The organism is Enterobacter sp. AC1, assembly GCF_050434705.1.
GTDB lineage: Bacteria > Pseudomonadota > Gammaproteobacteria > Enterobacterales > Enterobacteriaceae > Enterobacter > Enterobacter cloacae_L.
This window is the reverse complement of record NZ_JBNDIZ010000002.1, coordinates 268,813-282,383: the sequence shown is the minus strand read 5'-3', so window position 1 is coordinate 282,383 and position 13,571 is coordinate 268,813. Positions and strand designations below refer to the sequence as shown.

The following is a 13,571-nucleotide window of genomic DNA, read 5'->3' as shown; positions in this document are numbered from 1 at the left end:
CCTTTGTTGTCAAATCACGGGATCCTGGAACGGTAAAGGTCTTACTGATGCACGCTTCGGTACTACGCTTTCCTGGTAATTGTCTGCCGCAAACCATCTGTTACTCTGGCAGGACTCAAAGGATGACAAGGAAGAGGAATGCTGAACCCCGGCTTCGTTACCCGCAAAGCGCTTGCTCAGTGGCAGGATGTTCCCGCTTTTCTCCCCCAGTTCCAGTTTCATGAAAAACACCGAGCGGTCATTCATACCGCGCATCCTGAAAATATTCTGCCGTTGATTGCAAACTTTGACGTCCGGCAAGATGCCGTGATTCGTCGACTGATGGCTTTACGGCAATTACCGCAAAAATTACTACGTAATCAGCAGGCTGACTCAATCAGCAACTTTGGCCTGCACAGTTTTACCCTGTTGAAAAACTCTGCATCAGAACTCTGCTATGGCTTAAAAGGACAATTCTGGCGGACTAATTTCGGTCTGGAAAACGCACCGGACGCCATGGCTTTTCAGTCGCCAGCCGCGCCGGGTAGCGCGACATTGCTGCTGCGCTACCAGGTAACGGAACTGGCGCCAGGTCAACATGAACTCTGTACGGAAACCTTCGTCTATTGTCCGGACAAACGTACTCAACTCAAAATGGCAGCCTACTGGCTGGCAATACGGGCCGGGAGCGGCTGGATCCGTAAAAGGACGCTGAAAGCGGTTAAGTCGAATATTGAAGGGCTGGAATGAGCGAGGAGCGAAGCTATGCTTCACAGAAAACCCTATCAGGTTTCAGAGAAATACGAATGCTATAAGAATAACTATCTGGTGAGTACAGACAGAGAAAAGCTTGATGTACAGGCTATTCATCAATATCTGACGAGGTCAACCTGGGCAAAAGGCATTCACCTGGACATTGTTTCTGCCTCAATAGAAAACAGTCTTAACTTTGGCCTTTATCATAATGAACACCAGATTGGTTTCGCGCGTCTGATAACAGATTATGCGACCTTCGCCTACCTTTGCGATGTCTATATCCTTGAAGAACATCAGGGCAAAGGGCTTGGAAGATGGGTTATGGAATGCATACATCATCACCCTGTGTTTGAGCAGCTTCGCAGGATCATGTTATTTACCACGACTGCACCCTGGCTCTATGAAAAATTTGGCTACGAGCCCGTTAACAGAAAAAACTATGCATGGACGATTACGCGGCCTGATATCTATTTGAATGAAAAATAGCCTGACTGATAATCCCTGTTCAGCTCCCCGTTGACTTATTGACTCTGTGTTTTCATCATCCGTTTCCGGGACAACGCGAACCCGTTCGGTCTGTGAAGATCGAACGTACGCTAACGACAGCAGCGCTAACCTTAAAGAGCGGGACTATTTGCTATGAATCCAAGGGAAAATATTGTCAGTACATTCAGCGAGTTGTCTGCAGAATTACAGCGTGCTGCCGAGTTCTCGCTACAGAATACCAATCAATTGGTTGTGCTATCAATGCGTGCCTTCGCCAGTGAAGCCGGTGTAAAACCCGCCACGTTGCTGCGGTTGGCGCAGCGATTGGGTTACAACGGCTGGGGTGAACTCAAGGACGCTTTCATTGATGAACTCGGGCTGCGCAATGATACATATGTCTCCAAAGCCGAGAAACTGATCGCCAAAGGCACTCAGCCGCAGCTGTATGAAGAGGTATTTCAGGCACATCAGAGAAATTTGGCTTTTACACAGCATGAAAACCATCAGGCCATGGAGCAGGCTGTATCGCTGTTGGACGCGGCCGAGAATGTCTATATTTGCGGCTTCCGGGCCAGTTTCCCTATCGCATGGTCGCTGTTTTATGTCTATCGACTGTTCAATCGGCAAGTCTCGCTCATTGATGGGCTGGCGAGCAATATCGAGGTGTTCACCCGCGAATTAACAGCACAAGATTGCCTGTTACTCACCAGCTTTGCGCCCTATTCACGTGAGTCGCTCGATGTCCTGCGCGCGGCTCAGCAGGCGGGCGTGACAATCGTCGCCATCACGGATTCTCCCGTCTCGCCATTAGCACAGGCCGCCGACTGCACGCTGCTGTTCTCTATCGACAGCCCGTCGTTTTTCCCTTCTGTGGTGTCTGGCATGGGCCTCGCCGAGTGTTTACTGGCGATGCTGGTCGCGCGCCATGGTCGGGACGCAGTGAATAAAATCGAAAATGCTGAACGCTATCTTAATGACTCTGGCGCCTATGTGGCGCCCGGAAAACCCTGAAAAATGATTCATATGCATCTGGCATAAGAAAACAGAATGCACTTGTATCAAAAATGAAATTGACGTGATACAAATGGATCCTGCAAGATGCGCTTCATTAGCACAGCGTATTCAGGAGCAAGACCAGCATGAGCCATATTATTCACCGCAGTCTACGCAACACGCCTGCCGTGGCGGTACGCGCCCAGGGGGCGTACATTTTCGATGCACAGGGAAAACAGTATCTGGATGCCTGCGGTGGCGCCGCCGTGTCCTGTTTAGGTCACGCGCATCCTGACGTGCTGGCTGCGATGCATCGCCAGATCGATCAACTGGCCTATGCCCATACCAGTTTTTTTACCAGCGACACCGTTGAACAGCTTGCTGAACAGTTGACGCGTACGGCGCCAGGCGATCTTAACTATGCTTATTTCGTTTCGGGCGGTTCGGAAGCGGTCGAAACCGCGCTCAAGCTGGCGCGTCAGTATTTTGTTGAGATCGGCCAGCCGTCGCGCACCAAATTTATCGCCCGTAAACAGAGCTATCATGGCAATACCCTTGGGGCGCTCGCAGTGGGAGGCAACGAATGGCGCCGCCGCCAGTTTGCTCCCTTGTTGATCGACGTGATCCGCGTTTCGGCCTGCAATGAGTATCGCGACCGCCGCGCAGACGAAACCCAGCAGCAATACACCACGCGTCTGCTCAACGAGCTGGAGCAGGCTATCATTGAGGCCGGTCCCGACACCATTATTGGTTTCTGTGCAGAAACCGTGGTAGGGGCCACCACTGGCGCCTCCCCGCCTACCCCGGGCTATCTTAAAGGTGTACGCAACCTGTGTGATAAATACGGCATCCTCTATATCGCGGATGAAGTCATGTGTGGCATGGGACGCACCGGCACATTGCACGCCTTTGAACAGGATGATGTGGTGCCGGATTTGGTGACGATCGCGAAGGGGCTGGGAGGCGGCTATCAGCCGATTGGCGCAGTATTAGCGAGCGAGAAGATTGTCTCAGCCCTGCAGGCCGGTAGCGGTCTGTTCCAGCACGGGCACACCTACATTTGTCACGCGACCGCCGCTTCCGCAGCCCTGGCAGTGCAGCAGGTGATTGCGCGCGATAATTTGCTGCAGGCGGTTAAGCAACAGGGGGCTTACCTGCACAACGCATTGCGTGAGGTACTGGGGGAATTACCGCACGTCGGTGATACGCGTGGACGCGGCTTGTTTGCCGGCGTTGAGCTGGTACGCGATAAAGCCAGCAAAACCCCCTTCGATCCTGCCCTGAAGCTGCATGCAGCAATCAAAGCAAACTGTATGTCACGTGGGCTGATGGTCTATCCAATGGGTGGAACAATTGACGGGCAATATGGCGACCATATCCTGATCGCGCCACCGTTTATTGTCACGCCTGGCCAGCTCGACTTTGTGGTGGAGACGCTGAACACCGTGATTCGCGAAGAGACCAGCAGATTATGATCAATCGTTTACCGCCGCTGGCGGAACATGAGTGGGACGACCAACAGCGTACTTTGGCCGAAGAGATAATCAACGGGCCCCGCGGTGCGCTGCTGCCCCCTTTCGAGCCGCTGCTGCGCAGCCCAGAGCTGATGGCCCATGCACAACGCATGGGAGAATACCTGCGTTATCGCAGCGCGCTGGGACAGCGCCTGTCGGAACTGGCGATTTTGATGACCGCGCGGCACTGGTCGCAGCCTGTAGAGTGGGCGATTCATGCGCCGATAGCGCGTGAGAGGGGTATTTCTGCTGCGGCGGTGCAGGCGATTAATGAAAAACGTCTTCCAGAGGATCTGCAGCCGGATGAATGGGTGATTTATCACTTTTGTAAGGAGTTACATGAGCAGCAGAAGGTCAGCGATGCCACCTGGCAGCACGCTATCGCGCTGTGGGGCGAGAAAGGCGTGGTAGATCTGATCGGAATCAATGGTTATTACAGTTTTCTCTCAATGATGATGAACGGCGCACAGACGCCGGTACCCGACACCTGGGATGAGATTATTTCCGCATAAGTTTTCGCTTTAAATTTGGCGCATGAAAGTGCGCCCTGCATATCAACGTTTTATTTTCCCACCCCGCCGATGTATTTCGCCGGGTGACATTCATGCACGCTACTTCACTGACGCCGAGGGTTATTATGTCCGGATTATTGACTAAATTAAAAGTTACGTTAGCGCTGGTCGCTTGCTCCGCCAGTTTTGTGGCACAAGCGCAGGATAAATTAACGGTTGGCGTTGATACCGCGTTTGTCCCCTTTGAATTTAAACAAGGCGATAAATACGTCGGCTTCGATATTGATTTGTGGGATGCCATCGCTAAAAAAATGAATGTCAGCTACGAATTACGCCCGATGGACTTCGGCGGGCTAATTCCGGGGTTGCAATCACGGAATCTGGATGTCGCCATGGCGGGCATTACAATAACCGACGCGCGTAAACAGGTCGTCGATTTCAGCGACGGTTATTATGATGCTGATTTATTAATGGCGGTTAAAAGCAGCGACAATACCATTACTAAATTCAGCGATTTAGCAGGAAAGAAAGTAGGATTAAAGCAGGGAACGGCGGCGGCCAGCTTTATGAAAAGCAAATATAAGGCGAATTATGTCGAATTCCCGAATATTGATAACGCCTATCTTGATTTGCAGGCAGGTAACCTTGACGCCGTGGTGCATGATTCCCCCAACGTGCTCTATTACGTAAAAACGGCAGGTGATGGAAAAGTGAAATCAACCGGCGAAACTGACAGCATTCTGCCGCAGCAGTACGGCTTTGCGATGCAGAAAAACAGCAATCTGACGCCAAAGATCAACGCAGCGCTGCAGGCGTTACGTGCAGACGGAACTTACAGCAAGATTTACGTGAAGTGGTTTGCTAAACAGCCAAAATAATCCCGCCAGGTCGGAACGATCCGACCTCGTTGCATCTTAACGGGTAACATGATGAATTTCGACAGTAAATATATTTGGGAGTCCCTGCCGCTGTTGTTGCAAGGGCTACAGCTGACGCTGGTTATTTCACTATCAGGTTTATTGGGTGGTTTTGTTATTGGCCTGCTGGCGGGAACCTGCCGGGCGCTCGGAGGGAAAATATCAAAGACAGTCTCGTTAATCTTTGTCGAGTTAATCCGCGGAACGCCTATTATGGTGCAAGTGATGTTTATTTACTTCGCACTCCCCATGGTGCTACCGATTCATATCGACCCGGTAACCGCGGCCATTACGACCATTGTGATTAACTCGGGTGCCTATATTGCAGAAATCACCCGAGGGGCGATCCTCTCAATTAATAAAGGATTTAGAGAGGCCAGCCTGGCAATGGGATTATCCCAACGCAGCACGCTATGGCATGTCATTATGCCGCTGGCATTGCGCCGTATGATCCCGGCGTTAGGTAATCAGTGGATTATCAGTATTAAAGACACCTCGCTGTTTATTGTGATTGGTGTAGCGGAATTGACTCGTCAGGGGCAAGAAATTATTGCCGGTAATTTTCGCGCGCTGGAAGTCTGGACCGCCGTGGCAATGATCTACCTGCTGGTGACGCTGTGCCTGAGTTTCTTGCTGAAGCAACTGGAGAAGAGGATCCATATTTTATGAGCATGGTTGAGTTTAGCGCAGTGTCGAAAAATTTCGGCGCCACTCAGGTGCTGCACGACATCAATTTAAAAATTGACGCCGGCGAAGTGGTGGTGATCATCGGCCCTTCCGGGTCGGGTAAGTCGACGCTGCTGCGCTGCATTAATAAGCTGGAGGAAATTTCCTCCGGCACGCTGCTGGTAGCGGGAATGCATCTTACCGATCCTCACGCTAACGAGTGTGATATCCGCCGTGAAGCCGGGATGGTGTTTCAGCAGTTCCATCTGTTTCCCCATCTGACGGCGCTGGAGAATGTGATGTTTGGTCCGGTTCGCGTACGCAAACAGAGCAAAGCTGCCGCGCGGGAACAGGCACTCGCGTTACTGGACCGCGTTGGCTTACGCGAACGCGCCAGCCACTACCCATCAGAGCTCTCTGGCGGTCAGCAGCAACGCGTGGCCATTGCCAGAGCTCTGGCGGTGAAACCGAAAATGATGCTGTTCGATGAGCCGACCTCAGCGCTGGACCCCGAATTACGGCATGAGGTACTGAAAGTCATGCGCTCGCTGGCCGAAGAAGGCATGACCATGGTGATTGTGACCCATGAAATCGGCTTCGCCCGCGATGTGGCATCGCGGCTAATCTTTATTGATGGCGGCACCATTGCCGAAGATGGTCCACCTGATATGCTGCTGAATAGCAGTCCCAATCCACGCCTGAAAGAATTTTTGCAACACGTATCCTGAACAGAAGTGAATGATAACACTATGAAAAAAATCGACATTCGTGGTTCCGCTTTTGCAGTAGGTCAGGCGCTTGGCGCGTTCGGCCGCGAAGCCTGGCATGCAAAACTGACGCAAACGGCGTTGTGGCAAACCGTTACCGCCATGAAAGACGCAGAACAGACCCGGAGCATGCGCTCGCTGGTCCAGTCTCAGTATCCCCTTATCTGGCAGGAACTGGAGGGATTAGCCGAGGGTCTGGAAGCACCGTTTGATGAGGTGTTTGCCTGGAACTGCCGCGGCGATCTGGTGCGCTCGACCTCTGACGGCTGTACCACAGTAGCGGGAAGCACCGCTGAGGGAGAGCTGATTATTGCGCATAATGAAGACGGTTTCCCACAGCTTCGGCATGACTGCGCCATCGTCAGCATTACCCCGGATGACGGCCTGGCGTTTACCAGTTTTGCCTACCCGGGATCGATTTGCGGACATACCTTCGCCGTAAACGAAAAGGGCGTGGTGAATACGGTGAATAACATACGCGCTTTGCACCGTCCACGCGGCATACCGCGTCAGGTATTAGCCCGCGCCGCGCTGAATGCCGCCACGCTTGCTGAAGCCATCTCCATCCTGACGACCGAGCCACGCGCCGGTGCATTTCACCATACGGTGGGACAAATGGGAGACAGCCGACTGTTTAGCGTGGAGGCTACGGGAACAGGCTGTTCCGTTATGCCGCTGCGGGAGGTTTTCGCCCATGCTAATCACCTTATCCACCCTCAGCTTGATGCGGTTGAGCAGGTGATCACTGACAGCTCCCGGTCACGCCAGCAGCGGCTAAACGCCTGGCTGGAGACGCAATCTCACCTTGATGGTGCGGCAGCACTGGGTATTCTTTCAGACCAGCATGATCCCGCGCTCCCGATTTATCGTCTCTCGCCACAGGACCCGGATGAAGAGAACACGCTGGCCACTGCCGTCTTTACCCTGAGCACGTCGGACATAAAATGGCAGATATTCACTCACGATCGGCAAAAACCCGCTTTAGCGTCTTACTGAGTCGCTTCCGCAACTAATGCGGCCTGCACCGCTGGACGGGCACTGATTTTTTCCCTGTATTCCAGCAACGCAGGCCAGGGGCTCAGCTCAATGGCGAAGAACCTGGCCCACCCCAGCACGGTGAAAAGATAGGCATCTGCCACGCTGAATGACGCTCCCGTCAGATAAGCGCTTGTGGAGAGCGTCTCCTGAAGAAAATCGAACCGCCTGAACAGCTTCTCGCGAAAAATAGTTTTGACCTCTTCGGGCAGCGCGCGGTTGAAAAGAGGTGCCGATCCGGCGTGTATTTCACTGGTGATAAAGTTAAGCCATTCCTGAAGCCGTACCCGCTCCCAGCTATCTGCTCGCGGTGCCAGCCCCCTCTCCGGCTTGAGGTCCGCGAGGTACTGCAAAATCGCTGGCCCTTCGGTCAGTATTTTCCCGTCATTCAACTCAAGCGCAGCGACATACCCTTTAGGGTTAATGGTCAGGAAGTCGCGCCCGTCAGCGGTAAGCTTGCTCCTGTTGTCCACTTTAACCAGTTCAAACTCAATCGCCAGTTCGCGAAGCACGATATGGGGTGAGAGTGAACAGGTGTCCGGGGCGTAATAGAGTTTCATAATCTCTCCGTTAAAGCGGCTAAGTGATAAAGATTCGGTTTGCCTACACTGTGCTTAAAGCCTCTCTCACTGTAAAATTAATGATTCATAAATTATCTATTAGCTGAGCTACTGATACCAATGATGAATCTTTTGCACTGGCGCTTACTGGTTGCAGTGGCCGATGCCAGTAATATTTCGCGTGCCGCTGAAGAGGTTGGCATGACGCAGTCGGGTGCCAGCCAGGCGATCGCCCAGTTAGAGGCCTCATTAGGATTTGCGGTATTCACGCGTGAGCGTCGGCACATCGGCGTAACTGCCCTGGGTGAGCGGGTTGTTAAAGAAGCAAGAAGTATGCTGGCGCGGCTGGACGCCATCCGCGTACTGGCGGATGAGAGCCGGGGGCTGAATGGCGGGCGCATTCGTCTAGCCAGCTTTCCTTCGGTGACATCCACATTTTTGCCAGGACTGCTGCGGGAATTTAAGCGGCTGCATCCTGAAATCGAGGTGGTTGTACTGGAAGGGACGGACCAGGAAGTCGAGGAATGGATTGCAGCAGATACGGTTGATCTGGGCGTGGTCATGAACCCTACTCCCGGACGCGCTGAAGCGATCTTAGGACAAGATGCGTGGGTCGCGGTGCTGCCGGCCAGTCACCACCAGGCTCGTTATGCACGCGCACGCGGCATCACCCTTGAGGAACTGGCAGACCAGCCTTTTGTACTCGCTACAGGCGGTTGTGCCGTTAATGGAAAAAGCCTGATGGAACAGGCAGGCTTGCGGTTGTCTGACGTACGCGTGACCGTCCGCGACTGGATCAGCGCCTGCCTGCTGGTACGCGAAGGCATGGGCGTCGCGCTTATACCCGAATCCGCCCTGCCGGGTGAATTACGCGGTTTGTGCGTCGTGCCCGTGATGCCTTCGCTGTGCCGGGAGTTTGGGGTGGTTTGTTCGCAGGCGGGCAAATCTTCCCGCGCGACGCAGGCGTTATTAGAAGGGTTGAGCAAAATGAAAAGGTCTGCGTAAGGAGTTACGGCGGTGCAAACTGTGCCCGGCGGCGCTGCGCTTGCGCGGGCCTACGGTTCGTGTCGCGGGGAGGTGTAGTGTTAGGTTTTGTAGGCCGGGTAAGGCGTAGCCGCCACCCGGCAATGCCCTTCTGGAAGCCGCCTCGCAAAGCTGCAAGCAACCTTATGTAATTCAGGGGCATCTCTTTTCATCCTTTTTTCGCCGCCGTAAAGTGCCTGCGTTGCGGCACATCCGTAACCGGGCGTAGGAACCCGTTTAACATGACTCGGCAATTATTTTTGTCGCGACAGCGCTCATCCCGTTAAAATACGGTCGCGCTGGCGGAGCAACCGAAAGGTTGGCCGTTTTGTCATGTGCGGCATTCCTACCTCCGTCAGCGCTACCACCCATGAGCGTAGGAACTTATGTGGTGGTCTGGATTTTTTTTGAAAAGGAATACTACATGACAACTATCCCTACCCTGACTTACGCACTTTCTGAGGAAAGCGCTGTTTATCACCTTCTCCACCTGCAACTTCCCGATTCTGCGGATCTCTTCGAGTTGGCTGACGCCTGCACTGCGTATGTGAGCGTGCTGGTGGAAACTGACGATGCGGTGACGTTTGCCACGCTCTGTGAGCGATTGCTGGCTGCGCTGAAGCGGCTGCGGGAATGCTGCGATGACGAACTACCTTCGTATCTGGTTGAACAATTGATTGCAGGGGAAAAGATGACCTCCTGCGTGCCGGACTGCTGGCAGGAGACGACGCTGCAAGTAGACTATGCCGTAGCGTTAACGCTGGCGGTGATGGACGGGACACTGCCTGCGGGCGTGGCGAAAGAACTCACCGGGCTACTGCATGATATGGTCTGGCTGCTGGCTGAGTTTGTGAAGGAGCCGTATATTTCGGCGCATTGAGGCGGGTGATGGGAGGCCGGAGTTCTGCTGGATAAGAAGCAGGATTTCGGCCTTACGCAAAGTACAGCGCTGTTTGTTGAATGTCCGTTAAGAGCGAAGAGCCGACATGCGGAAGCGTGGGCTATGTATGAAAGTTAATCACGAAGTAACTAAACTCTATTATTGCGGTGATGAAGTCAAATGTGATTGCACTGATAGTAGGATTGGTTTTGCAGTAATTTAAATGCGGTGTGGGAAGATTGATTTTATCGCATATGATTGAAAGCATTCGGTACCGAAAAATCGCGAGCTAGGTATTGGGCTGGGAGAACCTATAAGGGTATAGCTTATTCTACATGACACTAGAAATCGAATTCGTAGCATATTGCACAATAATTGCAGCATTTAATAAAATCGCACACACATCACACTTTTAAGAGATTCCCGAGCGTCGATTCAAAGAATATGTTAATGAGGTAACTCCCTTTTTATCTAAACACAGCTAAAATATGAAACTAATTCGCATTGACATTCAAAATTTTAGAGGCATATCTTCTGCTTCAATCAATCTTGAGAATTTTACAACTTTAATTGGTTCAAATAACATTGGAAAATCGACAATACTTAAAGCAATTAAAATTCTTGTTGATACGACCAACCCCACCTCTGAAGATTGGCCATTCCGTACAGCAAGTAATGATGAGATGATCATCACCGGTACGTTTTATGATATTCAAGACTCTGAAATATCGAAGCCCGCAATATCTAATTTAATTCATGATGGTAAATTAAAAATTCGAGTCAAGACCAAATGGGATTATGATAATGAATGTATGGGCGTTCCTTCTTATGAAGCTTATTATAATAAAGAAAGCATAGAGGATTTCACGACATCAATCGTTGCAGCAAGATCTATCCCATGGCTTTTGGATATTATCCGCGAACTTGATTGCAATAACAGCAAAGCCTACAAAGAAATGCAAAATGATGTTATTGGCATAATTAAAGAACGACACCCTGAAAAAGTCACATCTGATTTGTGTTGGACGTCAGATGGTATTAATTTTAAAAATAGCTTACAACAAGCATTACCACACGTTCTATACATCCCTGCATGCTTTAAAATTGAAGATGATCTTAAATCTCAAAAAGGCACTCCGTTTGGATTTTTATTTTCAAATAGAGTATATCCTGTTTTACAGGCTGATTCATCATTCGAACAATATACATCCTCACTTGACCAGTTACATAAAAAAATGAAAGGTGAATTGGATGGCGAGCTTATCGAAGGACTTCAGGAGTTAATGGAATCAATTACTGATTCACTTAACCAAGTTATGGATCTGAAATCCAAAGTAAAATTGAGCCTCACTGATATAGATATTAATGCTGCATTGATGAAAGCAGCGACGTTAGTTATTGAAGATAAATTAGAAACTCAACTTGAGTATCAGGGAAGTGGGGTTCAAAGGGCTCTGGCATATGCACTTTTAGAATCTAATGCATTGTTCGAAGTGACTGAATCTCGAAGGTCTACTATAATTTTATACGAAGAACCAGAGTTATACATCCACCCGCATCTAATGAGATTATTAAGAGATAAACTTAGAGATAAATCTTCAAATTCCTCTTATCAAGTTATCGTCAGTACTCACTCACCTTTTTTAATTGATATCGCTGAAAATCCATCATCCCTAAAACTCATAAAAGATAATAATGAGGGTGCAAGGACGGTTCATGAAATTGATGATTCAATTTTCCATGTAGGTGAAGAATATGATGAAAGGGAAATGCTTAGAGCAGCATTAGATTTTCATCCGACTGTATGTGAAGCATTTTTTGCCAAACGAGTTGTTGTTGTCGAAGGTGACACCGAAGTTGCCATACTTAGATTTTCATCTGAGTTATGCGATAAATTAGGGATAAGTAAGGATTTAATTAAAGATACAACTATAGTCTCCGCAGGAGGAAAGTGGACGATACTAGCTATAGCAAGAATTTTATCCAAGCTGAGTATTCCTTTCAAAGTTGTCCATGACACCGACCGCAAAGGAATGACAGAAGAGCAAATTGCAAATATTTCTGCTATTAATGCTTTTCGAGCAAATGACAAAATTAGAGATATCGTTGGTGATGCTAATGTATTTCGTGTAAATGACACATTTGAACATCTGCTATGGGACCCTGTGATTGATGGCAATGCTCCATCTGAAGGAGGAAAACCCTTCAATGCATGGAAAAGGGTTCGCTCTTATATTGATGGTTCTATTGCTTTAAACCCAATCTGCGAGGGTAAACTACGATCTGTTCTTCAATTTATCTACTAATAATTGTAGGTACAGTTATCGCATGCCGGTATTTTTACCGGCATGCACTGTAGCAATATGCTCAGTATTCGAAAGTTTGTTTTATCTGAGCACTTAAGCAGCATGATGAGAATGGATAGTTTTATGAGCAGGTGTATGTATCCCAGCAAAAAGAACCATCAACTTTTAGAGTCTCTGGCACTCCAACTTCCGCTGTTGGAACAAAGCGGACATTTCTTTCACAGTCACCTCATAAAGTGTTCGCACACATTAAATGAGCGCCTTCATCACGAGCAAATGAACACTGCACTCCATCAATGTTTCTACATTATCAACCCACCAACCATCACCTATAATGTTCCCTGTCTGGAAACAAGGGGCAAGGATGCACGTAGTCTCAAGAGCGCCTTTCGATACAGCCACCAGACAATTTCCTAATCAAGCACCCGCTCTGGACGATCTTTACCGGGTACTAAAAAAGGAACACTATCCATCACCAGATGACATGCGAAAGCGCTTTCCCAGCATGGATCGGATGAAATCTAGGAAAAATGGTGGTCATTGATTTATCGCTGGCATCGATTAAATGCATATCCTTAGCGAGAAGATCATCAAGATAAAAAGGTTGTTAGAACCAGTAATGTCACCACTGCTCTAGTCACGAAGATGTTACCTCGTGTCAGGGGGATCCAGGTTTCATTCGGTTGTAAATATAAGTACGGCAGAGCCCGGCATCCTGCAGCAGGCGGTAGTCCTGCCACAGGAATAGGTCTACCCGATCGGATAGACATAATTAAATTTTATAAAAATGCTGTTTCGCCACTACCAATTTTCTTCACTTCAAGCCCTTTAAATTTGATGCCAATCCCATGATCCTCATCTAAACTGGTCGAGAACATGAACCCAAATTCATTGTCCTCATCAGGGGAAAGATAAACTTTCAGCAAAATCAAGTCTTTTGCATCCGCACCATAAATACGCTTGCTATATGTCTGGGTTTCAGTTGCGATTTTCTCGGAAAAATATTTCTGTTCCTTAATAAGAAAATCGATGTCTTTTTTCATTTTTTCATCGATAGAATAAAATTCAAGGTTTATGCACTGGACGAGAGAAGGACCAAATGCCGATAATACAAAATCGACTGAAATACCTTCATCATCTTCATAAAATTCCATATCCACTGGCATTGAAAAACCTC

At 49.5% G+C, this 13,571-nt stretch carries 14 protein-coding genes and 1 pseudogene; 13 read left to right on the top strand and 2 right to left on the bottom strand.

Annotation, left to right across the window (positions count from 1 at the left end):
• Positions 1-138 precede the first annotated feature (138 nt).
• The 9 genes from M2433_RS06200 to M2433_RS06160 all read left to right on the top strand — a co-directional run bounded on the left by M2433_RS06200 (position 139) and on the right by M2433_RS06160 (position 7,586).
• Positions 139-729 (top strand): hypothetical protein, encoded by a 591-nt coding sequence (locus tag M2433_RS06200; protein WP_429053494.1) that lies wholly within the window; start codon positions 139-141, stop codon positions 727-729.
• A gap of 15 nt (positions 730-744) precedes the next feature.
• Entirely contained in the window at positions 745-1,221 is a 477-nt protein-coding gene (locus M2433_RS06195) for a GNAT family N-acetyltransferase (protein WP_116341321.1), read from the top strand.
• 153 nt (positions 1,222-1,374) lie between these two features.
• On the top strand, positions 1,375-2,232 hold the full coding sequence (locus M2433_RS06190) for a MurR/RpiR family transcriptional regulator (RefSeq protein WP_429053495.1): 858 nt from the start codon (positions 1,375-1,377) through the stop codon (positions 2,230-2,232).
• Positions 2,233-2,360: 128 nt separating this feature from the next.
• Positions 2,361-3,689: an aspartate aminotransferase family protein gene (locus tag M2433_RS06185; protein WP_429053496.1), complete on the top strand. Its 1,329-nt coding sequence runs from the start codon at positions 2,361-2,363 to the stop codon at positions 3,687-3,689.
• Positions 3,686-4,240 (top strand): carboxymuconolactone decarboxylase family protein, encoded by a 555-nt coding sequence (locus tag M2433_RS06180; RefSeq protein WP_429053497.1) that lies wholly within the window; start codon positions 3,686-3,688, stop codon positions 4,238-4,240. Before M2433_RS06185 ends, M2433_RS06180 begins: the two co-directional genes overlap by 4 nt.
• 125 nt (positions 4,241-4,365) lie before the next feature.
• Entirely contained in the window at positions 4,366-5,118 is a 753-nt protein-coding gene (gene glnH / locus M2433_RS06175; RefSeq protein ID WP_429053499.1) for a glutamine ABC transporter substrate-binding protein GlnH, read from the top strand.
• Between the two features lie 51 nt (positions 5,119-5,169).
• Positions 5,170-5,826 carry a glutamine ABC transporter permease GlnP gene (glnP, locus tag M2433_RS06170; RefSeq protein ID WP_234084123.1) on the top strand — a complete coding sequence of 219 codons (657 nt, stop codon included), beginning with the start codon at positions 5,170-5,172 and terminating at the stop codon, positions 5,824-5,826.
• A 2-nt stretch (positions 5,827-5,828) separates the two neighbouring features.
• On the top strand, positions 5,829-6,551 hold the full coding sequence (gene glnQ, locus M2433_RS06165; RefSeq protein ID WP_220119980.1) for a glutamine ABC transporter ATP-binding protein GlnQ: 723 nt from the start codon (positions 5,829-5,831) through the stop codon (positions 6,549-6,551).
• Positions 6,552-6,572: 21 nt separating this feature from the next.
• Positions 6,573-7,586 carry a C45 family autoproteolytic acyltransferase/hydolase gene (locus M2433_RS06160; protein ID WP_429053500.1) on the top strand — a complete coding sequence of 338 codons (1,014 nt, stop codon included), beginning with the start codon at positions 6,573-6,575 and terminating at the stop codon, positions 7,584-7,586.
• Here M2433_RS06160 and gstA read toward each other — a convergent pair.
• Positions 7,580-8,185 (bottom strand): glutathione transferase GstA, encoded by a 606-nt coding sequence (gstA, locus tag M2433_RS06155; protein ID WP_153907816.1) that lies wholly within the window; start codon positions 8,183-8,185, stop codon positions 7,580-7,582. The two genes, M2433_RS06160 and gstA, sit on opposite strands and share 7 nt — an antisense overlap.
• Before the next feature lie 120 nt (positions 8,186-8,305).
• Between gstA and M2433_RS06150 the strand changes: the two genes are divergently transcribed.
• The 4 genes and pseudogenes from M2433_RS06150 to M2433_RS06135 all read left to right on the top strand — a co-directional run.
• Positions 8,306-9,190, top strand: coding sequence for a LysR family transcriptional regulator (locus tag M2433_RS06150; RefSeq protein ID WP_429053501.1), 885 nt, complete (start codon positions 8,306-8,308; stop codon positions 9,188-9,190).
• A gap of 442 nt (positions 9,191-9,632) precedes the next feature.
• The gene (locus tag M2433_RS06145; protein ID WP_429053502.1) at positions 9,633-10,088 is read left to right on the top strand and encodes a hypothetical protein; all 456 of its coding nucleotides are present in this window, start codon (positions 9,633-9,635) and stop codon (positions 10,086-10,088) included.
• Between the two features lie 488 nt (positions 10,089-10,576).
• Positions 10,577-12,394, top strand: coding sequence for an ATP-dependent nuclease (locus tag M2433_RS06140; protein ID WP_429053503.1), 1,818 nt, complete (start codon positions 10,577-10,579; stop codon positions 12,392-12,394).
• A 364-nt stretch (positions 12,395-12,758) separates the two neighbouring features.
• Positions 12,759-12,931, top strand: a pseudogene (locus M2433_RS06135) (type II toxin-antitoxin system HigB family toxin); the annotation flags it as partial.
• A gap of 242 nt (positions 12,932-13,173) precedes the next feature.
• Here M2433_RS06135 and M2433_RS06130 read toward each other — a convergent pair.
• Positions 13,174-13,560, bottom strand: coding sequence for a hypothetical protein (locus tag M2433_RS06130; RefSeq protein ID WP_429053504.1), 387 nt, complete (start codon positions 13,558-13,560; stop codon positions 13,174-13,176).
• Between the last annotated feature and the right edge of the window lie 11 nt (positions 13,561-13,571).